Origin of the sequence: Paraburkholderia sp. RCC_158 (assembly GCF_041355255.1) — a bacterium.
In the GTDB taxonomy this organism is placed as follows: Bacteria; Pseudomonadota; Gammaproteobacteria; order Burkholderiales; family Burkholderiaceae; genus Paraburkholderia; species Paraburkholderia graminis.
This window is the reverse complement of the sequence record NZ_JBFUPM010000009.1, coordinates 66956-91432: the sequence shown is the minus strand read 5'-3', so window position 1 is coordinate 91432 and position 24477 is coordinate 66956. Positions and strand designations below refer to the sequence as shown.

Annotated in this window: 21 protein-coding genes and 1 riboswitch; of the genes, 8 read left to right on the top strand and 13 right to left on the bottom strand. The window is 66.4% G+C overall.

Features of this window, described 5'->3' with window-relative positions; genetic code table 11:
- Positions 1-43 precede the first annotated feature (43 nt).
- From fliO to fliF, 10 genes are all read right to left on the bottom strand, one after another.
- Positions 44-670, bottom strand: coding sequence for a flagellar biosynthetic protein FliO (fliO, locus tag AB6809_RS19030; RefSeq protein ID WP_029970937.1), 627 nt, complete (start codon positions 668-670; stop codon positions 44-46).
- Positions 667-1134: a flagellar motor switch protein FliN gene (gene fliN / locus AB6809_RS19025; protein WP_006050936.1), complete on the bottom strand. Its 468-nt coding sequence runs from the start codon at positions 1132-1134 to the stop codon at positions 667-669. Before fliN ends, fliO begins: the two co-directional genes overlap by 4 nt.
- Positions 1127-2125, bottom strand: a complete 999-nt coding sequence (gene fliM, locus AB6809_RS19020; RefSeq protein WP_006050937.1) for a flagellar motor switch protein FliM — start codon at positions 2123-2125, stop codon at positions 1127-1129. The genes fliN and fliM overlap by 8 nt, the downstream gene beginning before the upstream one ends.
- A 53-nt stretch (positions 2126-2178) precedes the next feature.
- Positions 2179-2676 (bottom strand): flagellar basal body-associated protein FliL, encoded by a 498-nt coding sequence (fliL, locus tag AB6809_RS19015; protein WP_006050938.1) that lies wholly within the window; start codon positions 2674-2676, stop codon positions 2179-2181.
- Between the two features lie 1088 nt (positions 2677-3764).
- Entirely contained in the window at positions 3765-5291 is a 1527-nt protein-coding gene (locus AB6809_RS19010) for a flagellar hook-length control protein FliK (RefSeq protein ID WP_371026958.1), read from the bottom strand.
- Positions 5292-5354: 63 nt separating this feature from the next.
- On the bottom strand, positions 5355-5804 hold the full coding sequence (gene fliJ, locus AB6809_RS19005) for a flagellar export protein FliJ (RefSeq protein ID WP_006053241.1): 450 nt from the start codon (positions 5802-5804) through the stop codon (positions 5355-5357).
- 2 nt (positions 5805-5806) lie between these two features.
- A complete protein-coding gene (gene fliI / locus AB6809_RS19000; RefSeq protein ID WP_006053242.1) occupies positions 5807-7474 on the bottom strand; it encodes a flagellar protein export ATPase FliI in 1668 nt (555 codons plus the stop codon).
- A complete protein-coding gene (fliH, locus tag AB6809_RS18995; RefSeq protein WP_181324941.1) occupies positions 7468-8151 on the bottom strand; it encodes a flagellar assembly protein FliH in 684 nt (227 codons plus the stop codon). The genes fliI and fliH overlap by 7 nt, the downstream gene beginning before the upstream one ends.
- The gene (gene fliG, locus AB6809_RS18990) at positions 8138-9133 is read right to left on the bottom strand and encodes a flagellar motor switch protein FliG (RefSeq protein ID WP_006053244.1); all 996 of its coding nucleotides are present in this window, start codon (positions 9131-9133) and stop codon (positions 8138-8140) included. Before fliG ends, fliH begins: the two co-directional genes overlap by 14 nt.
- Complete coding sequence (gene fliF, locus AB6809_RS18985) at positions 9123-10925, bottom strand: flagellar basal-body MS-ring/collar protein FliF (RefSeq protein WP_029970933.1); 1803 nt, start codon at positions 10923-10925, stop codon at positions 9123-9125. Before fliF ends, fliG begins: the two co-directional genes overlap by 11 nt.
- Positions 10926-11160: 235 nt before the next feature.
- Between fliF and fliE the strand changes: the two genes are divergently transcribed.
- The 5 genes from fliE (at position 11161) to AB6809_RS18960 (ending at position 14440) form a co-directional block, all read left to right on the top strand.
- On the top strand, positions 11161-11511 hold the full coding sequence (fliE, locus tag AB6809_RS18980; protein WP_053858865.1) for a flagellar hook-basal body complex protein FliE: 351 nt from the start codon (positions 11161-11163) through the stop codon (positions 11509-11511).
- Between the two features lie 243 nt (positions 11512-11754).
- Positions 11755-12189, top strand: coding sequence for a flagellar export chaperone FliS (gene fliS / locus AB6809_RS18975; RefSeq protein WP_006053247.1), 435 nt, complete (start codon positions 11755-11757; stop codon positions 12187-12189).
- Positions 12186-12512 (top strand): flagellar protein FliT, encoded by a 327-nt coding sequence (locus AB6809_RS18970; protein ID WP_006053248.1) that lies wholly within the window; start codon positions 12186-12188, stop codon positions 12510-12512. Before fliS ends, AB6809_RS18970 begins: the two co-directional genes overlap by 4 nt.
- A 90-nt stretch (positions 12513-12602) precedes the next feature.
- Positions 12603-14069 carry a flagellar hook-length control protein FliK gene (locus tag AB6809_RS18965; protein ID WP_371026957.1) on the top strand — a complete coding sequence of 489 codons (1467 nt, stop codon included), beginning with the start codon at positions 12603-12605 and terminating at the stop codon, positions 14067-14069.
- A complete protein-coding gene (locus AB6809_RS18960) occupies positions 14069-14440 on the top strand; it encodes an EscU/YscU/HrcU family type III secretion system export apparatus switch protein (protein ID WP_006052541.1) in 372 nt (123 codons plus the stop codon). The genes AB6809_RS18965 and AB6809_RS18960 overlap by 1 nt, the downstream gene beginning before the upstream one ends.
- A 46-nt stretch (positions 14441-14486) precedes the next feature.
- Here AB6809_RS18960 and AB6809_RS18955 read toward each other — a convergent pair whose 3' ends face one another.
- Positions 14487-15905 (bottom strand): coniferyl aldehyde dehydrogenase, encoded by a 1419-nt coding sequence (locus tag AB6809_RS18955; protein WP_371026956.1) that lies wholly within the window; start codon positions 15903-15905, stop codon positions 14487-14489.
- A gap of 70 nt (positions 15906-15975) precedes the next feature.
- Complete coding sequence (locus AB6809_RS18950) at positions 15976-17685, bottom strand: isovaleryl-CoA dehydrogenase (RefSeq protein ID WP_371026955.1); 1710 nt, start codon at positions 17683-17685, stop codon at positions 15976-15978.
- Between the two features lie 429 nt (positions 17686-18114).
- Between AB6809_RS18950 and AB6809_RS18945 the strand changes: the two genes are divergently transcribed.
- Both AB6809_RS18945 and AB6809_RS18940 read left to right on the top strand, forming a co-directional pair.
- On the top strand, positions 18115-19773 hold the full coding sequence (locus AB6809_RS18945) for a GMC family oxidoreductase (protein WP_371026954.1): 1659 nt from the start codon (positions 18115-18117) through the stop codon (positions 19771-19773).
- Positions 19774-19957: 184 nt separating this feature from the next.
- On the top strand, positions 19958-21892 hold the full coding sequence (locus AB6809_RS18940) for an OmpA family protein (RefSeq protein WP_371026953.1): 1935 nt from the start codon (positions 19958-19960) through the stop codon (positions 21890-21892).
- A gap of 262 nt (positions 21893-22154) precedes the next feature.
- Here the strand turns inward: AB6809_RS18940 and AB6809_RS18935 are convergent, their stop codons facing one another.
- Positions 22155-23105 carry a LysR family transcriptional regulator gene (locus AB6809_RS18935; protein ID WP_006052546.1) on the bottom strand — a complete coding sequence of 317 codons (951 nt, stop codon included), beginning with the start codon at positions 23103-23105 and terminating at the stop codon, positions 22155-22157.
- A gap of 181 nt (positions 23106-23286) precedes the next feature.
- Between AB6809_RS18935 and AB6809_RS18930 the strand changes: the two genes are divergently transcribed.
- Positions 23287-24114 carry a glycosyltransferase family 2 protein gene (locus tag AB6809_RS18930; protein ID WP_371026952.1) on the top strand — a complete coding sequence of 276 codons (828 nt, stop codon included), beginning with the start codon at positions 23287-23289 and terminating at the stop codon, positions 24112-24114.
- 202 nt (positions 24115-24316) lie between these two features.
- A riboswitch (S-adenosyl-L-homocysteine riboswitch) is annotated at positions 24317-24456 on the top strand.
- The last annotated feature ends 21 nt before the right edge of the window (positions 24457-24477 follow it).

The window sequence follows — 24477 nt, the reverse complement described above, 5'->3', positions numbered from 1 at the left end:
CTCGAGGATGGCGCGCACTGCGCCGATTGAAGACTGAACTGCATTACCGAACCCCGTTGCCTTGCCCGTTGAAACGTTTGCTCACTTCGCCTTTCAAGGCGTCGCGAAAGCGCTGGCCGAAGCTGCCAGACAATGTGGTGCCGCTCGCGCCCGTGCTGCCGGTGCTGCCTGTTCCGCCCGGCGTGCCCGCTTGCGCGTTGCCGACCGTATCGATCGCGACCGAGCCGGCCGGCATCGTATGAAGCAGACGCACGTTGCCCGGCGCCGCGCCGAGTACGAGCCACGTATCGCCGATCTCGACGACCGCGACGCGCTCCTTGCCGCCGAGCGATGCGCCGCCGACCGTTTTCACGAGACCGCTGCGGCTGCCCGGCTGCAAGCCGAAGCGGCGTGCGAGCCACGCGCAGCCGAACACCAGACCGATCACGACCACGAGGCCGACGATCGTTTGCAATACCGCGCCGACGCCGAGCGCCGGAACCGCAGTGCCCGCGCCGACCGTCGACGCCATCTTCGCTGCGTTGTTGACCGCGTTCATGTCGGCCGCGTGCGCGGCGAGCGGAGCGCACAGCGCGCCGAAGCAGGCCGTTGCCGACAGCAGCGCGCGCATTGCCAGGCTGGATACGCGACGCGACGCAGGCAACACGGCGCAAACGACTGCCGGTTTCATCGATTCAACTTCCGGATACGTTCTGACGGCGTGATGATGTCGGTCAGGCGAATACCGAACTTGTCGTTCACCACCACGACTTCACCTTGCGCGATCAGGCAGCCGTTGACGAGCACGTCCATCGGCTCGCCGGCCATGCCGTCCAGTTCCACGACCGAACCTTGCGCGAGTTGCAGCAGGTTGCGGATCGCGAGCTTGGTGCGGCCGAGTTCGACGGTCATCTGGACGGGAATATCCAGAATCATGTCGATGTCGTTGCGCGTCGTGGTCGGCGCCACTTTCGACAGCGGCTGGAACACGCCGGCCGTGGTCGCGCTGATTTCGCTAGTGTTGTCGTTCTGCTCGGCGAGCGCGCTTGCCCAGTCGGCGAGCGCCGCTTCGTCCTCGGCGCTCGCCGCGTCGGCGGCAACCTGCGCCGCGGCGGCGCTCAGCGCTTCCTCGGGCTTTGCGTTCAGATCACTCATATCCACCTTCCTTCATCGTGTCGGCTGCGCTGATCATCTTCTGCACGCGCAACGCGTATTGACCATTGAAAATTCCGTAGCCGCATTCCATCACCGGCACGCCGTCGACTTTCGCCGTGATGTGCTCGGGGATGTTGATCGGCAGAACATCGCCTTTGCGCATGTTCAGGATCTGTTCGAACGTGATCGGCACCTGCGCGAGGTCGGCGGTCAGTTCGACTTCCGCCGCCTGCACCTGCTGCGACAGCACGCGGACCCAGCGGCGGTCGACTTCGAGCGCCTCGCCCTGGATCGGCGACGACAGGATGTCGCGGATCGGTTCGATCATCGAGTACGGCATGCAGATGTGCAGCGTGCCGCCCGTCGTGCCGAACTCGATCGAGAACTGCGTGACGATGACGATTTCGTTCGGCGTCGCGACGTTGGCGAACTGCGTGTGCATTTCCGAGCGCATGTATTCGAACTGCAGCGGACGCACGCTTTTCCACGACGCCGCGTAGTGTTCGAACGTCAGGTTCAGCAGCTTCATGATGATGCGCTGCTCGGTCTGCGTGAAATCGCGGCCTTCCACTCGAGTGTGGAAACGCCCGTCGCCGCCGAACAGATTGTCGACCACGAAGAACACCAGGTTCGGGTCGAACACGAACAGCGACGTGCCGCGCAACGGCTTGATGTGGACCAGGTTCAGGTTGGTCGGGATCGGCAGGTTGCGGGTGAACTCGCTGTATTTCTGCACCTTCACCGGACCGACGGAGATTTCCGCCGAACGCCGCATGAAGTTGAAGATGCCGACGCGCAAGAGTCGCGCGAAGCGGTCGTTAATGATTTCGAGGCCGGGCATCCGGCCGCGGACGATCCGTTCCTGCGTCGCGATGTTGTAGGGACGTACGCCTACACGCTCGCTTTGCTCGGCTTCAGAGTCGGACTCGCCGGTTACGCCTTTGAGGAGGGCATCGACCTCCTCCTGGGACATGAACTCTTCGTGGCCCATTCCTTATTCCTCGTGCATACCGTGACGTTGGATGATGGCAGTGCGCAAGCGCGTCACTGCACGACGAATTCGGTGAACAGCACGTCCTGGACGTGGATCGGCGCCGCGCCCTTGTCGGTCGGCTGCTCGATCAGCGTGCGCAGTTCGGTGGCGAGCGCGTGCTTGCCTTCGAGCGGCGCCAGTTCATCGGGATGATGGTTCGACAGTGCGAGCAGAATGCGGCTGCGGATTTCCGGCATATGCTCGGTGAGTTCCGGCGTCGTCTTCGGATCGGTGAGCTTGAGCGTGAGGCCGATGCGCAGGAAGTGCTGCTGGCCGTCGTCCGACTGGAGGTTGACCGTCATCGATTCGAGCGGGAAAAACGTGGGTGCCGGAGCGGGCGCCGGCGCGGCAGCCGTGGCGGCGGCCGGAGCGCGCTTCGACATGAAGAACCACACGCCTGCGCCGGTCGCGCCCGCGGCGACGACAGCGATGAGGGCGATCAGGATGATGCGTTTCATGGGGCCCGGGGAAGCGGGCGCGACTTGCTGATTTGCGGGAGTGGTAGCCATGAGGTTTGCTGTGCTTGCCGTTAGTGCTGGTGATAGTGATTGTTGTTGATTTGCCTGCGGCGCGATGGGTCGAACAGAAGGGTTAATGCGGGCTATCTCTGGTTTTTGGGCCCTGCGGGCCGGCTTTGGGTTTTTTGTTGGTCTGGATGGGGGTTGGGGGTTTTTTTGTTAACCCCTTTGGCCTTTCCTTGATTTCGCTGTGGTCTATTCGCGTTGCCCCTGTGCGGGGCGGCACTCACTTTCTTTGCCGCCGCAAAGAAAGTAAGCAAAGAAAGCGGGCTCACACCGGTGGCTTATAAGTGGGTCCCACTGGCTCGCTTTGGCCTTTCCTTGATTTCGCGGTGGTCTATTTCGCGTTGCCCCTGTGCGGGGCGGCACTCACTTTCTTTGCCGCCGCAAAGAAAGTAAGCAAAGAAAGCGGGCTCAAACCGCCAGCTTATAGGTGGGTCCCTTGGTTGGGAGAGGGCGGTGGTGCGTTTGACATCCGTGCCCTCGCACACTCCGCGCTCGTGACAAGGCAGTCATGCTTCCCGCCTCGCACTGCGTGCTCGCCGGAAGGGTTCGCTTATACCGCCCGCTTGCGTTTTTGCGCGGTGAGGGCCATCGGCTTCGCCTCGGCGAGGCGCCGGCGGGGCGATCACTTTGCTTGGCGGGAAGCTAAATGCGTGCGTTCCGCTCGCGCTTTTGAAGAACGCGGCGGCGGAGCCAGAAGAGCGCGAAGCGCAGCGACGGCTCGCGGCGCGGGAAACCGCAGAACCCTCGCGACGACTCGCGGCCCGCGACACGGCCGAACGCGCGATGGTTTTGGGAACGACCGCTGCGGCGCGCGAAGCGTCGCCGGAAGAATGACTGCCTTGTCACTAACGTCGAATGCGCGAGGACACGGATGTAAGGCGCACCACTGCCCACTCCGAACCGGGGAACCCACCTACAAGCCACCGGTGTGAGCCCGCTTTCTTTGCTTACTTTCTTTGCGGCGGCAAAGAAAGTGAGTGCCGCCCCGCACAGGGGCAACGCGAATAGACCACCATGAAAACAAGGAAAGGCCAAAGGGGTAAAAAAAACAGCGCCCCCGGCAAAGCAAAAGCTCAAGCAAACGTATCCACAAGCCCAACACTACGCCGCCCACCGGCATCACCAGCAGCCACAACCACCCCGGCCCCGGCGGCCCCAGCCTCTGCCCCAAACCCCCGCGCGGAGCGCCCCCCGCCAGAACTGGCACTTTGCTGCTGCTGGTGCCCACCCTGCCGCCCAAACCCATCACTGACACTCGCGCTGCCGAGCCCAATCCCATTCGCCTCCATAGCCTCGCGCAGCTTCGGCAAAGCGGCCTCAACCGCCTCCCGCACCTGCTGGTGCTGCGAAACAAACAACGCATGCGCATGGTTATCGGCGACCTGCAGCACAACCTGCAACGGCCCAAGATCCTTCGGATTCAACGTCAGCTCGGCGCTCTGCGAATGCGCATTCGACAGGAACACCACCTTCTGGCTCAACGCCTCCTCCCAGTCGGTCGTGCCGACCTGCGGTCCCAAGGCATTCGCCGCGGCCGCCGCGCTCGCGGTGCCCGTCGTTTGCACGGCCGCCGTCGTGCTTGCGGCGCTCGCGGCCGCCTGGCTCGCGGCCAGCGCGGCCGTCGCCGCGTCGGCGGCATTCTTGAACGATGCCAGGTCGTCTGTCTGCGCGCCCGCCGCTCCCGTCGATGTCAACGCGCCCGCCACAGCGGCCGATGCCGCCGCCGTCGGATCGGCAACGGTCGTACCGTTCGCCGCCGTCCCCAATGCGCCGCGCGCCGCGGCCGAGCCCTTGCCGCCGCCGGACGACCCGGCCTCCAGCGTCTTGCTCGTCGTGTCGTTCAGCGAAGCGTTCGCGCTCGCCAGACTGTTCGCCGCCGCGGCGGCTGCCGCGCCGCTCGCGAGAGCCTGCGACGGAGCCACAGCCTGGCCGTTCGCCAGCGCCGCGAGCGCGGCCTGCAACGAGTCCTGCAGCGATTTCGGATCGGTCGGCGCCTTCTTGCCGGGCGTGCCGGCAGGCGCGGTGTCGGTGGCCACGCCGGTTGCGGTCGGGTCCGCGTTCGTCGATGCCGCCAGATTGACGCCGGCCGCATCGGCGGCGCTCGCGTCGGCCTGGGCTTGCGCCTGCGCCTGAGCGGCAGCGGCTGCCGCCGCGGCGCCGGCGTCGTTTGCGCTCGCGGCATTGGCCGGCTTCGGCGGCGTGTCGCCGTTCTTGTCCGTCGATGCCTGCTGCGGCTTGTCCGCCGACGCCGCGGACGATGCCGCGTCGGTCGCGCTGCTGTCCTTGCTGTCGCTCTTTGCGTCGTCGGCGCTCTTCGTCGTGGAATCGTCCGGCGGCGGCGCGTCGTGCACGCTCGAGCCCTGCGAGATGTCCGCGGAAGAGGGCTGCGGCACGGTGGCCTTCACGCTTGCAGCGCTATGTGCGGCCGCACTTGCAGCCGCACTTGAAGCCGCACTGTTCTGCAAATCAATGTTCTGCTGCAGCGTTTGCGAAAACGGCTTCGCGCTAGCAGCGGCAAGCGCCGCCGCATTGCTGGACTTACTGGTGGAGCTGCTGCCGGTCGAGCCGAGCAGCGAGCCGATCTGTGAAAGAAACGACATAAGTGTCCTGTCAATCCGTCAAAGGGTACGGTGTCGAGTCAGTGTGTCGAGGCGGCGCGGGCGTCAGGCGCCTTCCGCGCGCATCCTCAGGATTCGTGCCGCATGTTCGTCGGCGTCGCGCTGATCGCGCCGCGCCACGACCTTCGCCTCGGCGGCTTCGCCGCGCGCCTGCAGCACTTCGTACGAGCCGAGCTTCTGCTTCTGACGCTGCCAGTCGGGCTTGGCTGCCTCGACTCGCGCGTTCGCGGTCACGAGCAGGTTGCGCTGCTGCTCGATGGCCGCGTCGAGTGTGTCGATGAACGCCTGGAAATTGCGCATGTTGCCGGCGGGCATGCCCGCTTGCGCGGTCGCCGTGAAACGCGCGTGGTATTCGTCGCGGTACTGCACGAGGGCGTTCAGCTGCGCCTCGACGTCGTTGCGCTCGCGCTGCGCGCGGCCAAGACGTTGAGCGGCGGCGTCGACATCGTCCTGCGCGAGGCCAATCAGCGTCTTGATCGGAAAGTGTTTCGCCATCGTCAGGCTCCTTGGGCAAACAGCGCGTCCAGCATCTCGATACTCGGTTCAAAGTTCGCGCACTCGCGAAAGCCCTGTTGCAGGAAGGCTTCCATCCGCGGATACAGCGCGATCGCGCGGTCGAGCAGCGCGTCGCGCCCGCTCGAATAAGCGCCGACGTTGATCAGATCGCGGTTGCGCTGATAGCGCGACAGCATCTGCTTGAACATACGCGTTTTGTCCAGATGGTTATCGTCGATCAGCGCGGTCATTGCCCGGCTAATCGACGCTTCGATGTCGATCGCCGGATAGTGGCCGGCTTCCGCGAGCGAGCGCGACAGCACGATATGGCCGTCGAGAATCGCGCGCGCGGAATCGGCGATCGGGTCCTGCTGGTCGTCGCCTTCGGTCAGCACGGTATAGAACGCGGTGATCGAGCCGCCGCCCGCCGGCCCGTTGCCGGTTCGTTCGACGAGCGCCGGCAGCTTCGCGAACACCGAAGGCGGATAGCCCTTGGTGGCGGGCGGCTCGCCCACGGCGAGCGCGATCTCGCGCTGCGCCATTGCGTAACGGGTCAGCGAATCCATCAGCAGCAGCACATGCTTGCCCTGATCGCGGAAATATTCGGCGAGCGACGTCGAATACGCGGCGGCCTGCATCCGCAAGAGCGGCGAAACGTCCGCGGGGGCGGCGATCACGACGGAGCGCGCGAGACCTTCCTCGCCAAGAATCTGTTCGATGAATTCCTTCACTTCGCGGCCGCGTTCGCCGATCAGGCCGATCACGATCACTTCGGCGCTGGTATAGCGCGCCATCGTGCCGAGCAGCACCGATTTACCGACGCCCGAACCCGCGAAGAGGCCCATGCGCTGCCCCCGTCCGACGGTCAGCAGCGCATTGATCGCGCGCACGCCGACGTCGAGCACCTTGTGAATCGGCTCCCGATTCAACGGATTGATCACCGGCGCGGACAGCGGCGCATCGGCGTGCGCGCCGAGCGGGCCGAGTCCGTCGAGCGGCCGGCCGGACGCATCCAGCACGCGGCCGAGCAATTCCCAGCCGACCGGCAGACGCTTCGCGCCCGCCATCGGGTCGGCAATCGGCGCGCTCTCCAGCGGATAGACACGCGCGCCGGGCAACAGGCCGATCACTTCGGTGGTCGGCATCAGAAAGAGTTTGTCGCCGGAGAAGCCGACCACTTCGGCTTCGGCCATCGGCAGCGAACTGCCGAGTGGCAGTTCGATCATCACTTCCGCGCCCACCGAGAGGCGCAGGCCGACTGCTTCAAGCACGAGACCCGCGGCGCGCGTGAGGCGCCCGCATGCGCGCATCGGCTTGGCGATCGCGTTGCGCGCGCGCAGCGCGTCGAGCCGGCCGCGCCACGCTTGCATGTGCGGATTGCTGTCGAGCGCGGGATCGTAGGGCGCGGCAGCCGTTGCTTTCGAGGCGGCGCGCGCGAGACCTGCTGCGTCCGGTGCCGACTCGCGGCTCGCGGCGGCGCCCGTCAGCGGATGCGCGTGATTGGCAGCAGCCACGTCTTCAGTCGCTTGAGCGAACACCGCGGCGTCCGGAGCGGCGTCCGCAAACGACGTTTCGGCAAGCGCCTCCGCACCGAACGACGCCAGCGCCAGTTCGCGTTCGAGCGGCGTCAGGTCGCTTGCGCGGATTTCCTCGAGCGTCGGCTTCACCATGTACTCACTTTGCCGAGCGCCGCGGCGACGCGTTCCCAGCGTGTATCGATGCCGGCATCGACTTCGCCGCTCGCGGCCTGCGCGCGGCAGCCGCCGCGCTCCACGGCCGGGTCGGTGCGCACGGTCCAGCCGCGCGTTTGCAGTTCTTCCATCAGATACGCTTCGACCACGGGCAGATCGGCGGGACTCACGATCAGCGCGGGCGCGCCCGTCAACGCCGGTTCGGCGGCGAGCACTTCGCGCGCGGCGGCGATCAGCGCGGTCGGGTCGTGCTGCACATGCTGGCGCACCACCTGTTGCGCGATGTCGAGCGCGAGCGAGACGAGCGTCTCCGAGATCGCGCCTTGTGCGCCGTCGAGCGCGGCCTTGAACGTTTCGGCGAGTGCGGCAAGCCGCGCCGCTTCCTCGCGTGCTTCGCTTCGGCCTTGCTCGAAACCCTGCGCGTGGCCTTGCTCGTAACCCGCCTGGTAGCCGAGCGCCTGACCGGCGACGTGGCCGGACGCGATGCCCTGCGCGTGCGCGGCTTCCCGCAGGCGCTCGAGTTCGGCTTCGAACGCGGCTTCGTCGGCCTCGGAATTCGGCGGCGCGGGCGGCACCGGATCGAACGAGGCCATCTCCCAGCGCTGGTAGGCCGAGAGGCTCGCCTTCGCCGCGGAGTTGCGATTAGACATATGCATCTTCCGCCTTGCCGCCAATCACAATCTGACCGCTTTCCGCCAGATTGCGCACGATTTGCAGGATGCGGCGCTGTTGCGTCTCGACTTCGGAGACACGGACCGGGCCGCGCGCGTCGAGGTCTTCGGCGAGCAGTTCGGCTGCGCGCTGCGACATGTTCGACAGGAACTTCTGACGCAGCGCGGGCGCCGCGCCCTTCAGCGAGATGATCAGCGCTTCGGACTCGACTTCCTTCAGCAGCAACTGGATCGCGCGGTCTTCCAGGTCGAGCAGGTTCTCGAACACGAACATCTGATCGACGATCTTCTGCGCGAGTTCCGCGTCGTACTGGCGGACGTTCTCGATGACGCCTTCCTCGTGATTGCTCGACATGAAGTTGAGGATTTCCGCCGCCGTGCGAATGCCGCCCATCGGGCTGCGCTTGAGGTTGTCGCTGCCCGACAGCAGGTGCGTGAGCACGTCGTCGAGTTCGCGCAGCGCGGCCGGCTGAATGCCGTCGAGCGTCGCGATTCGCAACAGCACGTCGTTACGCAGACGCTCCGTGAAGCACGCGACGATTTCCGAAGCCTGATCGCGGTCCAGGTGAACGAGGATTGTCGCGATGATCTGCGGATGCTCGTTCTTGATCAGTTCCGCGACCGCCGGCGAATCCATCCACTTCAGGCCCTCGATACCGCTGGTATCGCTGCCTTGCAGAATGCGGTCGATGATCGCGCCGGCCTTGTCGTCGCCGAGCGCCTTTGTCAGCACCGAACGGATGTACTCGTTCGAGTCGAGCGACATGCCGGTGTGCTTCTCCGCCTCGCGCACGAACTCGTGCAGCACGACGTCGATCTCCTCGCGGGTCACGGCTTTCATGGCGGCCATCGCGACGCCGATCTTCTGGACTTCGCGCGGTCCGAGAAACTTGAATACCTGCGCGGCTTCTTCTTCGCCGATCGACATCAGCAGAAGCGCGCTCTTCATTACGCCTTCAGCGCTCATCGGTCACCCAATTCTTGACGACAGTTGCAACGATCTTCGGATCCTGGCGCGCGATGCTGCGCGCGAACTCCAGGTTCCGCTCATATTTGTGTTTCGCGTTTTCCAGCGCCTGCAGCTCTGCGTCGCCGTTGTCCATTTCGAGCGCGGCGTTGCCGGCCCGCTCGGCGGCCGGAATGCCGTCGAGCAGAATCGGCTCGTCCGGCGACGGCAGCGCTGCGGCGACGACCGGCTCCGGCGGCGGGAACGCGCGGCGCAGCGCCGGCTTCACCATCACGAAGTACAGGAACAGGGCCACTGCGCCGATGCCGAGATACGTCGCGATCTGCTTGTAGAGCGCCAGCATGTCCGGCGTGCGCCACCACGGCAGGTCGGCGTTCGGGTCGAGCGCGGTGGTGAACGGGCTGTTGACCACGTTGACCGAGTCGCCGCGCTGCGCGTCGAAGCCCATCGCGTCCTTCACGAGCTGGTTCACTTGCGCGAGCTTGTCGGCGGTGACCGGCTGCATCGTCGCGTGACCCTTGGCGTCGACCACGCGCAGATAGTTGACCACCACCGCCACCGACAGACGCTTGATGCCGCCCATCGGCTGCTCGAGGTGACGCACGGTCTTGTCGAGCTCGTAGTTGGTCGTCATGTCCTTGCGGTCGCTGACCGGCGTCGTCGTCACACCGCCGCTTGCGCCGGCGGGCGCATTGATCGGCGCGGATGCCGGCTGCGGCGGCTGGTTCGACAGCGCGCCCGGCACGCCCGAGGCGCCGCCTTGCGACATTTCGGTTGCGGTGCTCGATTGCTGGCTGCGAATCGCGGCCTGTTGCGGATTGCCGTTCGGGCCGTAGTTTTCCGAAGTCTGTTCGCTGCGCGAGAAGTCGATGTCGGCGCTCACCTGCGAATGCGCATTGCCGGAGCCGAACAGCGGCGCGAGGATCGCGTCGATGCGCTGCTGCGTGCTGCGCTCGATCTGCTGGCGATACTTCAGTTGCGACGCGTCGAGCCCGCCGCCCACCGACGGCTGCGTCAGCAGATTGCCGTCCTGGTCGAGAATGGTCACGCCCTTGACCGGCATTTCCGGCACCGCCGACGACACCATATGCGTGATCGCAAGCACCTGGCCTTCGTCGAGCGCGCGGCCCGGATACAGATTGACGAGCACCGACGCCGACGGCGCTTCCTTGTCGCGCACGAACACGGAGGGCTTCGGAATCGCCAGATGGACGCGCGCCGACTTCACCGATGAAACCGATTCGATCGTGCGTTCCAGCTCGCCTTCGAGCGCGCGCTGATAGTTGATCTGCTCGGCGAACTGGCTGATGCCGAACTTCTGGTTGTCCATCAGTTCGAAGCCGACCGAGCCGCTCTTCGGCAATCCCTGCGATGCAAGGCGCAGGCGCATCTCATGCACCTGCTCGGACGGCACGAGGATCGCGCCGCCGGCCTCCGAGAACTTGTACGGAATGTTCGCCTGCTGGAGCGCCGTGATGATGGCGCCGCCGTCGCGGTCGGACAGGTTGCTGTAGAGCACCTTGTAGTCCGGCGCGCGCGACCAGAGGAACAGGCCCGCCACGATGGCGACGAGCAGCGCGACCGCGAAGATGAGCGGTGCGCGCGGGTTGCCGCGCATCTGCGCGAGACCGGACAGGCGCTGACCAAAATTGCCGCCGAGGCCGCCACCGAGGCCGCCCAGGTCTGCATTGCCGCCGGGCTGGCCGGCGCCCGCCGCCGCCGCGCCGGGCTGCGCGCCGGCGAGGCCCATGCGGGCGTCGGGGTTGATCAAAGAGTTGGCTGACGAATCCATGCGTCGGGTTTCTCCGGGATGCCTTTGCGTTCTGCCGCTATGTCGCGCCGAGAGCCGACGGGAGTATGGACAGAGACTTTCACGACTGAAATTATCCGCACGGCAGACGCGCCCGATTGCTTGAATAGAGCCGGGTTTCCCCCCTAGTTTCGGGGCTTTCCCGTAAAGCCCGCTGCTATGCTTTCGTCCAGATCGGTACGGTTTGGTCGTGCCGCTCGTCATTACTGGAGAGAACATGACTTTGCCCGTGAACGCGATTTCGTCGGCGCTGCAACAGTTGCATTCGATGGCTGCGCAGGCGACCGGCGGCAGCACCGCGGCGGCCGGCGCTTCGGCCGCAGGGGAGTCCGGCGCGGCCACGGCCGGCGGCTTTGCGTCGGCGCTCAAGGCCTCGCTGGACAAGATCAGCGGCGATCAGACCAAGGCGATCGGCGAATCGCAGGCGTTCGAGCTCGGCGCGTCGAACGTGTCGCTGAACGACGTGATGGTCGACATGCAGAAGGCCAACGTCGGCTTCCAGTTCGGCCTGCAGGTGCGCAACAAGCTGGTGTCCGCCTACAACGACATCATGCAGATGCAGGTCTGAACGCTGGCGGCCGCGGCGGCAAGAATGTTCCGCCCGCCACGGCCGCAACCTGCTGCATGCGCCGCGCCGCTCGCTTGAGCATGCGCGAGCACGCGCGGCCTGACCCCTTAATCCTCCTTACACCGGCCTAAAGCTTTCTCGCTGCGTATCCGATAACCAGATACAGGCATGAATCCGGGACGCGGCGACGCATCCCGATGGGCTGCCACGACCAACCGTAGTTGCAATTGAGGAGGAGCGCCGATGTTTTCCCCAGGACACTCTGGAGCCAATGCGTACGCACGCGTGGGCGTCGAGACAGGGGTGATGGGCGCGAGTCCGCATCGTCTGATCGTGATGCTGTATCAGGGAGCCAGGCAGGCTATCGCGCAAGCACGGATGCACGTGCAGCAGGGCAATGTCGCCGGTCGTGGAGAGGCGATCGGCAAGGCGATTCAGATCGTCGAAAGCGGGCTGCAGCAGTCGCTCAACCTTGAGGTGGGCGGCGAGATTGCGCAGCGGTTGAACGCGTTATATGGCTATATGTCGCGCCGGCTGCTGGAAGCCAATATAAAAGCGAGCGAGGCAATGCTGGTCGAGGTCGACGGTCTACTGGCGACGCTCGAAGAGGCATGGATCGGGATTGCCCCGGAGATAGCGCGGATGGCTGCCCAGCCGGCCGCGGAAAGCATGAGATGACATCGAACGCAGAATATTTTGCCCGCTACGAGGCCATCGCAGCGTTGTCCTGCCGCATGCTGATGGCTGCCCGACGCGCCCTGTGGAACGACCTGGTGCACTTGCAGGAAGAATACCGGCAACTCGTGGACGCGCTGAAAGAGGCGGAGACGGGCGTCAAGCTCGACGAGACGGAGCGCCTGCGCAAGTACGCGCTGATCCGCCAGATTCTCGCCGACGACGCCGCGATCCGCGACCTCGCCAATCCGAGCCTCGCGAAGCTGTCGGCGCTGTTCGGCGGACGGCCGTCGCGGGTGCTGAAGGAGCTTTACGGCGCGCGCTGACGGTGGCCGCGATCTAGCCGCGATGCAGCCGCGAGGCGCCTGACTGAACGAATTTGAGCGCGCTGCCGCCAATGTGACCAAGGAATCGGCATGAACGGAATCGACACGGCCCTCGCATCGCTGCTCGCGACCCGCGTCGACAGCCTGCTGAACATTGGTCCCGGCAGCGCCGCCACCACGCAAACCGGCGCGCCGGACGTCGAGACCGCGCCGACCACTTCGGCTCCGCTCGCCCCGCCCGCGCCGCCGCAGCCTTCGGCGCAAACGGCCTTGTCCGCCGTCGCGCTGACGCTCAACGCGATCGTGCGTTCGGGCGGCGAGGCGACTCCGGCGATTGTCGGCCAGACGCCGATCTGGCCCGCCGCTCCGGCACTCGACGTCGAAGTCGGCGCTTTGCCGCTCTTCGACGCGCCTGCTGCTCCCAATCTCGCTTCGAACGCCGCTGCATCGGCGGCCACTGCCAATGTCGCGGCGGCGCAAGTGCCCGTTGCGGCGCTCGCGGCCGCGCTTGCGCAGACGGTCGGCAACAGCGGTCTCTTCTACGAAGCACATCTCGCCCAATGGCTGAGCGGCCAGCGCTCGCCGGAGACGCTCGCCGGCGAGGCGCAGAACAAGCTCGTGGCGGCATCGGCGCAATTGCCGTTGAACTGGGGAAGCGGGGCGGGCGATGCGTCGTCTGCTGCTTCCAATGCCGGCGCAGGCGCAAGGCCGGGCATGGGCGCGGCGCCGAACGGGGCGGCTGACGGTGCGACGCCGAACGCCGGCAATTTCGCGAATTCCGCGAACTCGGCCAATGCGAATGCCGGCACGAGCGCCGGCCGCGCGATGCCGTCGATCGACACGGCGCACGCCGCGCGTTTCGCCGCCGGTGAAGTGCTCGCGAGTTCGCTGTCCGACCTGAACGGTCAATCGACGCATGCCGGTTTGCACAACGCCGCGTCGGCAGCGGCGGACGGCAGCTCGCAGCAGACGGCGCAAGCCGCCGCGGTTCATCCCGCGACCGTGCCGCTTGTGCGTCAGCAGCTCGATCTGCTTGCGACCGGCCAGTTCCGCTGGACCGGCGAAGCGTGGCCCGGCGCGAAACTCGACTGGACCATCGAACAGGACGGCGACGAGTGGGACCGCAGCGGCGGCGGCACGGCCAGCGAAGAGGACCAGCCGTGGCGCACGCGGCTGACGCTGTCGCTGCCGACGCTCGGCACCGTCGACGCCGAATTGACCTTGACCGGCATGCGCCTCGTCGCGCGCGTGCAGGCAAGTCCGGGCGGCGCGGCGCGGCTTGCGATGCAGGGCGAGGGCTTTCGTCAGCGGCTAGCGGCGGCGGGCATCCAGTTGCACGTGTTGACGATTCGCGAGATCGGCGGCGGCGCGCCTGCGACGGGCGCGGCGACGGCGAGCGCTGCGGCGGCCGCTCAGGCAGCGGCGTCGGCGTATGCGCGATCGGCCTCGGCGGGCGCGGGTGCTGCGGCTTCGTCGGCGGCGGGGAATGGCGGGGCAAACACGGCGGCAGAAAAGGGCCGGCGCGCGCCGCCCGACGATTTCGACTGGGACATGTGATGAGCCGCAAACATCGCCGCAGCGCGGCTGCGCTCGTCTACGACGCCAATGGCGGCGATCCCGCGCCGCGCGTGATCGCGAAGGGCTACGGCATGCTCGCCGACATGATCGTGCAGCGCGCGAAGGAAGCCGGGCTGTACGTGCATGAAGCGCCCGAAATGGTCTCGCTGCTGATGCAGGTGGACCTCGACGCGCGCATTCCGCCGCAGCTTTATCAGGCGGTCGCCGAATTGCTGGCGTGGCTGCATCGGCTGGAAAGCGGAGCGGAGCGCGAGCCGCCGCAGGCCGCGTCGGGCAGCGCGAAGAGCGGTGTGGAGGATGTCACCGATGTTGTCGCGGTCGACATCGATGGTGCGGGTGACGGGCGGTGAGCTTCGGCGTAACCGCGCCACTGCGCAACCATGCAGCGAGCCGCAATCAAAACCGCATCATCAACCTCAACAGCGCATTGACGCGCTTGCCGTAAGGTGGCGCGATCCATCCGCGCGCGTTCAGACGCGCCTGCGTCAACACCGGCTTCATCTTCGAAAACGTCACGAAGCCTTCGTAGCCGTGATAAGCGCCCATTCCGCTGGCTCCCACTCCGCCGAACGGCAGGCTTTCGCAGGCCAGATGCATCAGCGTTTCGTTGATCGCCATGCCGCCCGCGATGGTTTCGTGCGTGACGCGCTCGATGGTCGCGGCGTCGTCGGCGTACAGATAAAGCGCGAGCGGGCGCGGCCGTGCGTTTATCCACGCGATTGCGTCGTCGAGCGTGTCATACGCGACGATCGGCAGCAGCGGCCCGAAAATTTCCTCTCGCATCAACTCGCAATCGGCGGGCGCATTCGTCACGGCGACAGGCGGAAAGCGGCGGCTCGCAGCATCCGGCGTGCTGTCGGTGAGCGGATGCAACTGCGCGCCGGCGGCCTCGGCTTCGTCCGCGAGACGCTCGAGCCGCTCGAAGTGGCGCGGCGAAATAATCGACGTGTAATCCGGGTTGTGCGTGAAGCCGGGGTACATCTTCGCCATCCGCACGCGCGCCCGCTCGATGAAAGTCTGCTCCTTGCCGCGCGGCACGAGCACGTAGTCTGGCGCGACGCAGGTCTGCCCGGCATTGAGCGTCTTACCGGCGATGAGGTTATCCACGGCATTCTCGAAACGCGCGTGCGCGCCGATGATCGCCGGCGATTTGCCGCCGAGTTCGAGCGTGACCGGCGTCAGATGCTCGGCGGCGGCGCGCATCACCTCGTGGCCGATTTTCGTCGATCCCGTGAACAGCAAATGATCGAAGGGCTGCGCGCTGAACGCCGCGGCAAGCGCGGCATCGCCGTTGACGACCGCGACGTGATCGCGCGCGAAGGTCTGGCCGATCAACTGCTCGAACAACGCGGACGTGCGCGGCGTTAGTTCGGACATCTTGACGATCGCGCGATTGCCGGCGGTGAGCGCGCTGATGAGCGGCCCGGCGGCAAGCAGCACCGGATAATTCCACGGCACGATGATGCCGATCACGCCAAGCGGCTGCGGCACCACTTTCGCGCGGGCCGGCAGCAGCCATTTGTTGGTGCGGCGGCGCTGCGGTTTCATCCACCGTTTGCCGTGGCGCAGGGCCGCGTCGATTTCCTCCTTCACCAGCAGGAATTCCGCAAGCAGCACTTCCTGTTTCGCACGATTGCCGAAGTCGGCGCTCATCGCGTCGGCGAGCGCGTCGCGATTATCGAGCAGCACTTTGCGCAGCGCTTGCAGATGCGCCGCGCGCGTTTCCCACGACGGATACGGCGCACGCAAATACGCATGACGCTGATCGCCAAGCAGCGCTTGCAGCGCGGCGACCTCGGGCAAATCGTTCTTCATTGTTCACCACTCCCTGATGAAAGATGCGCTTATTGGTGTTGTTGCTTTGTTGCGCGCGGCTGCTGCGGTTTCAAACCGGAAAAGCGCGTTCGACGATCGCCGCGTGATCGAACGTGGCGGGCAGCGTGCCGTAGACGCGTCCGCTTTCGCCGCAGCCATCCGCGAGACGGGTGGCAATGAAGGCCTCCGCGACAACGGCGGGCGAATGCCTCACGAGCAGCGTGGCCTGCGCGATCAGCACGATCTGCTGCGCGATGCGCCGCGCCGAAGCCTCGCGATGTTCGGCGGATCCGTTGAGCGTCGCGGCGAGTTTGCCGAGCGCCGCGCTCAACGCAGGATGCGCGGCGGCATCGGCCTGCCATTGCGCGAAGAGCGCCTGCGCCGCGTCGGGTTCGCGCTCCATCGCGCGCAGCACGTCGAGGCACATCACGTTGCCGGAGCCTTCCCAGATCGAATTGACAGGCGCCTCGCGATAGAAGCGCGCCATCGGACCGGTCTCGACGTAGCCGTTGCCGCCCCACACTTCCATCGCTTCGCCGGTGAATTCGAGCGCGCGTTTGCAAACCCAGTATTTCGCCGCCGGCGTCACGATGCGCCGCCATGCGCGCTCGGCGGATGCAGCCGCTGAATCGGCCGGGGACGTCGCTGTGCCTGCATCGGCGGATTGCTCGAACGCCTGCGCGAGCCGCATGAACAGCACGGTGGCCGCTTCCGATTCGAGCGCGAGGTCGGCGAGCACATTGCGCATCAACGGCTGATCGACGAGATTGCGGCCGAACGCGCTGCGATGGCGTGCATGATGAATCGCCTGCACGAGCGCCGCGCGCATCAGCGCCGCGCTGCCGATCACGCAATCGAGCCGCGTGTAGTTCGCCATTTCGATGATGGTCGGCACGCCGCGTCCTTCGTCGCCGATCATGATGCCGAACGCGTCGAGGAATTCGACTTCGCTGCTCGCGTTCGAGCGATTGCCGAGCTTGTCTTTCAGACGCTGGATCTGCACGGCGTTCTTGCTGCCGTCGGGCGTGAAGCGCGGCACGAAAAAGCACGACAGGCCGACGTGATCGTGCGTGCGCGCAAGCACCAGATGAGCGTCGCATTGCGGCGCCGAGAAAAACCATTTGTGGCCGACCAGTTCATAGGCGCCGCCGCGGCCGCCGGCGGCGATCGCGCGCGCCTGGGTCTGATTGCTACGCACGTCCGAGCCGCCCTGTTTTTCGGTCATGCCCATGCCGATCATCGCGGACGCTTTTTGTGGGAGCGGCACATCGCGTGGATCGTGCCCGCGCGCATACAGCTTGTCGCGCAACGTCTCGAACAGTTGAGGCTCGCGCTGCAATACCGGAATGCTCGCGAACGTCATCGTCAACGGGCACAGCGAGCCGGACTCGATCTGCGCATGCAGGAAGTACCCAGCGCAGCGGGCGGCCATCGCGCCCGGCCGCGGGTCGGAGAACGGCAGCGCGTGCAATCCCTCGCGACGCAGCAGCGCGAGTAGCTCATGCCACGCGGGATGAAACTCGAGCGCGTCGATACGTTCGCCGCGCGGGCTGTGCGTCGAAAGCTCGGGCGTGTGACGGTTGGCGAGTTCGGCGAGCGCGAGCGTCTCCGGCGTGGTCAGCGCCGCGCCGTGCCGCAGCAGCGCGTCGCGATGCCATGCGGCGCCGTCGCGTTCGAGCGCGGCGGATAGCGCGGCGTCGGTGGAAAAGAGGTTGTAGTCCGCGAGCGGCGGCACCTGATTGGTGACCTCGTGAGTCTGGCCGAAGCTATGGCGTTGCATCTGCTGTCTCCGTTCGCCGCGTGTTCGCGGCAAGGGCGCCGGCGCGGGTTTTTTATCGCGCGGCGTTTGCGCCAAGTGGGCGCTTTGCGTGCGCTGTCTGTGCGCGCTCTATGCGTTTTCGCTGCGGCATCGGCGCGCAATCCGTGCGCAGTCGTTAGCATGCGTCCGCGCCGCGCCGTTTGATTGCGACCGACTCACCGTGCGCCAAAAGCACATCGCTCACCGACCCTGTTTGAATCCCGCAAGCCGCCGCGCGGCGGGCGTCTGCGGGTCTTTCATCATAGGGGCGCAGGGGCCCTTAGGTTTAGAGTAATTGCTCTGACGCGAAGCCGCCGCGGCCTCCGAACCGTCCCTACAATGCCGGGAAACACACGTAGACAAGTGTGCACGAGACAGGGTGCGCAGACAACGCGCCCATCAGGAGGAGCGATGGAATACGACTACATCATCGTCGGTGCCGGCTCGGGCGGCTGCGCGCTCGCGAGCCGTCTCGCGGACAACTGTCCCGACGCGACGATTGCCCTGATCGAAGCGGGCCCGCATACGAACCGCAACCTGTTCGTCAATATGCCGGTGGGCGTCGCGGCGGTCGTGCCGAACAAGCTCAGGACGAACTACGGCTATCTGACAACGCCGCAACCGGGACTCGGCGGCCGGCGAGGCTATCAGCCGCGCGGGCGCGGCTTCGGCGGATCGAGCGCGATCAACGCGATGATCTACACGCGCGGCCATCCGCTCGATTACGACGAATGGGCGCAACTGGGCTGCGACGGCTGGTCGTGGCAGGACGTGCTGCCGTACTTTCGCCGCGCCGAGGGCAACGAGCGCGGCGCCGATGCGTGGCACGGCGACAGCGGCCCGCTCTCCGTGTCGGATCTGCGCTACCGGAATCCGTTTTCCAAGCGCTTCGTGCAGGCCGCGATGGAAGCCGGCTACAAGCCGAACGACGACTTCAACGGCGCCGATCAGGAAGGCATCGGCTTCTATCAGGTCACGCAGCGCGATGGCCGGCGTTGCAGCGTCGCGCGCGCTTATATCTACGATCGCGAGCGCGCCAATCTCCATACGATCGCCGATGCCACGGTGCTGCGCGTGGTGTTCGACGGCAAGCGCGCGAGCGGCGTCGATGTGGTGCGCGGCGGCCGTCGCGAGACACTGACCGCGCGCGCCGAAGTCGTGCTCGCGGCGGGCGCGTTCAATTCGCCGCAATTGCTGATGTGCTCCGGCATCGGGCCGGCCGGGCATCTGCGAGCGCATGGCATCGAGGTCTTGCACGATGCGCCGGAAGTCGGCCAGAACCTGATCGACCACGTCGATTTCACGATCAACAAGCGCGTGTCGTCGATCGAGCCGACCGGTTTCTCGGTGCGCGGCATCGCGCGGATGGTGCCGCAGTTCGTCACCTTCATGCGCCACGGCCGCGGCATGTTGTCGAGCAACGTCGCCGAGGCGGGCGGCTTTTTGAAGAGCAGGCCGACGCTCGAGCGGCCCGACCTGCAACTGCATTTTTGCGCGGCGCTCGTCGACGACCATAACCGGCACATGCATTGGGGCCACGGCTATTCGCTGCATGTGTGCGTGCTGCGGCCGTTTAGCCGCGGCTCGGTGACGCTCGCGAGCGCCGATGCCCGCGTGGCGCCCGTGATCGACCCGCGTTTTTTCAGCGATTCGCGCGATCTCGATCTGCTGGTCGAAGGCGTGCAGATGGCGCGGCGCATTCTCGACGCGCCGTCGCTTGCGCTGCACGGCGGCCGCGAACTGTACACGCGGCCCGGACAATCCGACGAACAGTTGCGCCAGACCATCGCCGAGCACGCGGACACGATCTATCACCCGGTCGCGACCTGCCGGATGGGCGGCGACGCGCGCTCGGTGGTCGATCCGCAATTGCGCGTGCGAGGCGTCGAGGGACTGCGGATCGTCGATGCATCGGTGATGCCGACGCTGATCGGCGGCAACACCAACTCGCCCACGGTGATGATCGGCGAACGCGCGGCCGAGCTGATGACGGCGAGCCGTCGCCGGCCGCAGACGGTGGAGCAGGCCGGCGCAGTGGCAAGCGCCGCGCCGACGGCCAGCGCGGCGTGAACGTGTCGGTGCGCCCGCTCGAACTGCCGCATTTCCGACGTCAATTATGAGAGAACCAGTGCGAACGTCGTCTAAATCGTCATAAATTGTGCCGTTCCTTTTATGAGACTTCCGGATACCTATAATCGCCGCGCAACTAGGGGCGCGTCAGGTGGCGGGTCCTGGAACTCCAGGAAGCGAAGGCATGAGCATCAATTTGATTCACGCGATCCAGTCCGCGTTGACGGACGAAGTGGTCGCGCAACTGGGCGAGCGCATCGGCTTGCCGCCGCAAGCGACGCGCGCCGTGGTGACCACCGCCGCGCCCGCGCTGCTGGCCGGGCTGATGCACAAGGCCGCGACGCTTGAGGGCGCGCGCTCGCTGTTCGCCACCGCCGTCTCGCCCGATGTCGACGCGCGAATCGCCGAACAGTTGCCGCATCTGACGGACAGTACGCGCGGCGTGAGCGAACTCGAAGGTGCGGGGCGCGCGTTGCTCGAACGTTCGCTCGACCGCCGCGCGGAGTCGCTCAGCGACGAAGTCGCCGTGCAAACCGGCGTGCCGTCGCACGCCACGCATGCGATCACGGGCATCGTCGGCGCGACCATGCTGGGCATGCTCAAACAGCATCTGCTGAAAAGCCAGGGCAGCGTCGGCCAACTGCCGGCGCTGTTGAGCCATCAGATGCCGCTCATCGCGCCGTATCTGAACGACCGGCTGCTCGGCGCGCTCGGGCTCGGCACGGTTGGCGCTTTTACCGGCGGCGTGCTCGGGCAGTTGAAGGCGGTGTCGGCGCATATCGAGCATCCGATGCCGGCGGCGAAACCCACCCCGGAAGTGACTGCGGCGGTTCATGTGCCGGCGGACGCGGTGGTCGGCGAAAAGCGCCGCTCGCACGCGTGGCTGTGGTGGCTGCTGCTGGCGCTCGGGCTCGGCGCCGCGTTGCTGGCTTATCTGTTTCCGGACAGCTTCGCGCAACTGCAACACCGTGCTGGCGATGCGGTCGGTGAGAGCGCGCAACCTGTAGCGGCGCAGCCGGCTTCGGCGGCGGTCGGGGCGTCCGGTGAGCTTGCAGCGGCAGTCGCGGCTAGCGACGGCGTCGCGTCGATGGTGACGGGCACCGTGCAGGACGCCGCGGCGTCGGCGGCTGTGGCTGTGGATGCGGCGTCTGCGGCTGCGTCGGTGGTTGCGGCGAGCGGGGCGGGTGTTGCTGGAGGGGCGAGCGCGGCAAGTGGCGCGAGCGTCGGGAACGGCGCAAGCGGCCCGAGCGCCGCAAATGCCGCCAACGGCGCGGCCCGCGCAATTGCCACGAGCGACGCGCATCAGCCGGGCGTCGCCGCGGCGCCGTCCAAAAACAGCCAGTTCGCGTTCAGCGTGAACGAAGCGGGTAAGCCGACGTTCACCGCGACGGTCGGCAGCGAGGCCGAAAAGACGAAGCTCATCGACGAGTTGACCAAGCGCCTCGGCCAAAACAACTACAGCGCGAACATCACCGTCGACCCGGCCACCAAGCCGGCCGACTGGCTCGCGCGCCTCGACGGCCTCGTGCCGCTGATGAGCGTGCCCGGCGCGGAACTGAAACTCGACGGCACGCGGATCGAACTGAGCGGCGCGGCTGCGAACGCCAAACTGGGCTGGCAGAGCGCGTTGAAGTCGCTATTCGGCGCCTCGTACGACGTCGGCGCGTTCGACCCCGATCACGCCGTCGAACAGGCAACCGCGAATTTTCGCAGCGCGGTCAAGGCTCTGTTGACGGGCAACCCGACGTGCGTCGCGGCCGATATCGCTAAAGTGCTCAACCTGCAGGTGATCAACTTCGGAAGCTCGAGCGCGCGTGTGCCGGCGACAGCTAACGAAGACCTGGGCCAGTCGGCGCGCGTGCTGAACGCCTGCGCGCGCAACGGGCGCGTCGCAAAGCTCGAAGTGGCGGGCTATTCGGACAACGTCGGCGGCGAGCAGGCCAATCTGCAACTGTCGAAGGAACGTGCGGAAGCGGTTCGCTCGTATCTGGTCAAAGCCGGCGTACCGGGCGACTCGCTTCGCGCCCAAGGTTATGGCCAGGCGCACCCGATCGCCGGCAACGACACGGCTAGCGGACGCTTCGCCAATCGCCGCATCGAGTTCAGCGCGCAGCAGTGAGGGCGAGGGCGCCTGAGCCGCAGCCGTAAGGCGGTGGCGTCCGGCGCACAGCAGCGATGGCGGCGCTGAATCACGGGCAGCAGTAAAGGCCGCTGGCGCTCGGCGCGCAGCAGCATGCCCGGAGGGCGCCTCATGCGCAGCAAGAAGGCCGGTCGCGCTTCACGCGGAGCAGTAATGTCGGTGGCGCGTCACCGGCTGCAGCAAGGCGGGCGACGCTCAATCCCAACCACCATGCCGCCCGGCACCCGCCGGGCGGCATTTGTCATTCCGCGCGCGGCGCCTGAAGCGGCGCGGCGATGCCCGTCAGGCCGAGCATCAGGTCGTCGCCGGCGCGGCCGGGCAGCGTTTCGCGGGCCACCTCCAGCCAGGCGCGCGCCGCGTGTGACAGATAGCCGTCGCGGCGCCAGCCCATCGCCATTTCCCATGGAATCTCCGGCTCGACCACCGGCAGGCAGGTGAACTGCGCGGGATCGAGCCGCCGGCAATAAGGCGCGGGCAGCAACGCGATGCCGACGCCGGCAAGCACCAGCGCCGCCATGAAATCCCAGTGTCCGCTGCGTCCGACGATAGTCGGCGCGAATCCGGCGACGCGGCACGCGTTTAGCACGACGTCGTTGAGCGCCAGGCTCTCGCCGTAGAACACGAACGGCTCGTTCGCGAGCTGTGCGAGCGGCACTTCGCGCAATTCGTCCCAGGGCGAGCCGGTGCGCGCGACGAGCCAAAGCAATTGACGAGTGATCGGCAGCACGTCGATATTGGCCGGGTCCACCGGCTGCAGCACGCCGCCGAGTTCGAGCTCGCCGTTGATGAGCGCCGTCTCAATGGCGCGCGAGCCCTGCTCGAACAGCTTCAGCTCGATCTTCGGATAGCGCTGGCGGAACGTGGCAATGGCCGGCGTGAAGAGCGAGCCGCCCATCGGCGGAATACCGATGGTGAGCTCGCCGCGGCCCAGCGTGCCGAGATCGTTCAGTTCCGCCTGCAACTGCGCGTGCGCGGCGAGCACCTCCTGACCGCGCTGATAGACGATGCGGCCGGCGTCGGTGAGCACCATCTGCCGGCCGTCGCGCAGCAGCAGCGGCGAGCCGATCTCGTCCTCGAGCGACTTCACCATCTTGCTGATGGTGGGCTGGGTGACGAACATCTGCTCGGCGGCGACGGTGAAGCTCTGCTGACGAACGACTTCGACGAAATAGCGCAGCGCACGCAGTTCCACGGTCGGGCTCCCGATTCCATATTGGAATGAATCGGGCGATTGTAAGTCATGGCATTTATGACGGCGAGGGCGGCTTCGACAATCGCTCGGCCTTGCAACGCGCGCCTAATATTGAGACGTGCGGTGCGAACCGCGAGCTACGATTGCCACCTTTCACGCGACCGGCTGCCGCCGCTTCCCCATGACGCCCGCTTCTGCTATCTGCATCGTTATTCCCTGCTACAACGGCGCGTCCACGCTCGCCCGCGCGCTCGAGAGCTGCCGCATTCAGCCGGAGACCGCGCAGATCATTGTGGTGGACGATGGTTCGACCGATGCGTCCGCGGAGTTGGTCCAGCAATACGCAAACATCGACCCGCGCGTGCAACTGCTGCGCATGCCGGGCAACGGCGGCGCGGCGCGGGCGCGCAACTGGGGCGCGCTGCACGCGTCGCACGATCTGCTCGCCTTTCTCGATGCCGACGACGAATATTTGCCCGGCGCGCTGACTGCGGCAAGCGGGTTTCTCGCGCACTATCCGAAGCAGGTGTCGGTGCGGCTCGACGTCGAGTACGTCGATTTCCCCGCCGACATCACCGGCCACCCCGATTTTGCGCAGCACGCGGCGACGCTCAGCAACACGGTGCCGAGCAGTCTCGTGGTGCGCCGTGCGGTGTACGCGGCGCTCGGCGGCTTTCCGATGGATGACGCGTTTCGCCGTATCGGCGGCGAGGATGGCGCGTTCTCGTGGGCGCTGCGGGAGATGTTCGGCAATCCGCGGCTGCCGGACGTGAAGCGCGTGCGCATGCATTACCACGCGGGCATTCACGCCGAGCGGTACTTCCGCATTGCGTTTGGCTGGTTGACGCCGTCGCCCGCCGACGTGACCGACGCGTTCTCTTTTTCGCTTCGGTTTCTCGAGAGGGCGCAAGCGGGCATCGCGCAGTTGCGGGGCGCGGATCTCGCCGCCGAGGCCACGACGCCGGCGGCGGGCGAGGCCGCTGCCACGGCGGGAGGAAAGCCGTCCTGAAGTTGCGCGGTTAGGTGGGGCGGCGTCTGTCTGTAACTGCGCCGGCAACCAAGCTGTGGCCTGAGCCTTAGCAGCGGCCGCAGTCAAACAAACACGAGCCTGAAGTCACAAGCCGCCGCCGCTTCGCGCCCTTCATCCGCCGCCCCACAAGCGCCTCCGCCCCGCGCCCCACACCCATCCCAATTTGCTACAATCGCCGTTCGTCTTCGAGGAGCGTTGCGACGGGTACCGCGAATCAGCATATATTCGCCGGCCGCCCGCCAGGCTCGAAGGCTTCAATCGGAGGGCCCGGATGCGCAATTGCGCTGTCCTATCCACCGCATCGAACCGCGCTCACGTCAAATTTCTAGTCACTATTTAGAA

Bases quoted from the DNA above. Each gene is read 5' to 3' on its own strand.
- fliO (WP_029970937.1), bottom strand. From the start codon at position 670: ATGAAACCGGCAGTCGTTTGCGCCGTGTTGCCTGCGTCGCGTCGCGTA.
- fliN (WP_006050936.1), bottom strand. From the start codon at position 1,134: ATGAGTGATCTGAACGCAAAGCCCGAGGAAGCGCTGAGCGCCGCCGCG.
- fliM (WP_006050937.1), bottom strand. From the start codon at position 2,125: ATGGGCCACGAAGAGTTCATGTCCCAGGAGGAGGTCGATGCCCTCCTC.
- fliL (WP_006050938.1), bottom strand. From the start codon at position 2,676: ATGGCTACCACTCCCGCAAATCAGCAAGTCGCGCCCGCTTCCCCGGGC.
- AB6809_RS19010 (WP_371026958.1), bottom strand. From the start codon at position 5,291: ATGTCGTTTCTTTCACAGATCGGCTCGCTGCTCGGCTCGACCGGCAGC.
- fliJ (WP_006053241.1), bottom strand. From the start codon at position 5,804: ATGGCGAAACACTTTCCGATCAAGACGCTGATTGGCCTCGCGCAGGAC.
- fliI (WP_006053242.1), bottom strand. From the start codon at position 7,474: ATGGTGAAGCCGACGCTCGAGGAAATCCGCGCAAGCGACCTGACGCCG.
- fliH (WP_181324941.1), bottom strand. From the start codon at position 8,151: ATGCATATGTCTAATCGCAACTCCGCGGCGAAGGCGAGCCTCTCGGCC.
- fliG (WP_006053244.1), bottom strand. From the start codon at position 9,133: ATGAGCGCTGAAGGCGTAATGAAGAGCGCGCTTCTGCTGATGTCGATC.
- fliF (WP_029970933.1), bottom strand. From the start codon at position 10,925: ATGGATTCGTCAGCCAACTCTTTGATCAACCCCGACGCCCGCATGGGC.
- fliE (WP_053858865.1), top strand. From the start codon at position 11,161: ATGACTTTGCCCGTGAACGCGATTTCGTCGGCGCTGCAACAGTTGCAT.
- fliS (WP_006053247.1), top strand. From the start codon at position 11,755: ATGTTTTCCCCAGGACACTCTGGAGCCAATGCGTACGCACGCGTGGGC.
- AB6809_RS18970 (WP_006053248.1), top strand. From the start codon at position 12,186: ATGACATCGAACGCAGAATATTTTGCCCGCTACGAGGCCATCGCAGCG.
- AB6809_RS18965 (WP_371026957.1), top strand. From the start codon at position 12,603: ATGAACGGAATCGACACGGCCCTCGCATCGCTGCTCGCGACCCGCGTC.
- AB6809_RS18960 (WP_006052541.1), top strand. From the start codon at position 14,069: ATGAGCCGCAAACATCGCCGCAGCGCGGCTGCGCTCGTCTACGACGCC.
- AB6809_RS18955 (WP_371026956.1), bottom strand. From the start codon at position 15,905: ATGAAGAACGATTTGCCCGAGGTCGCCGCGCTGCAAGCGCTGCTTGGC.
- AB6809_RS18950 (WP_371026955.1), bottom strand. From the start codon at position 17,685: ATGCAACGCCATAGCTTCGGCCAGACTCACGAGGTCACCAATCAGGTG.
- AB6809_RS18945 (WP_371026954.1), top strand. From the start codon at position 18,115: ATGGAATACGACTACATCATCGTCGGTGCCGGCTCGGGCGGCTGCGCG.
- AB6809_RS18940 (WP_371026953.1), top strand. From the start codon at position 19,958: ATGAGCATCAATTTGATTCACGCGATCCAGTCCGCGTTGACGGACGAA.
- AB6809_RS18930 (WP_371026952.1), top strand. From the start codon at position 23,287: ATGACGCCCGCTTCTGCTATCTGCATCGTTATTCCCTGCTACAACGGC.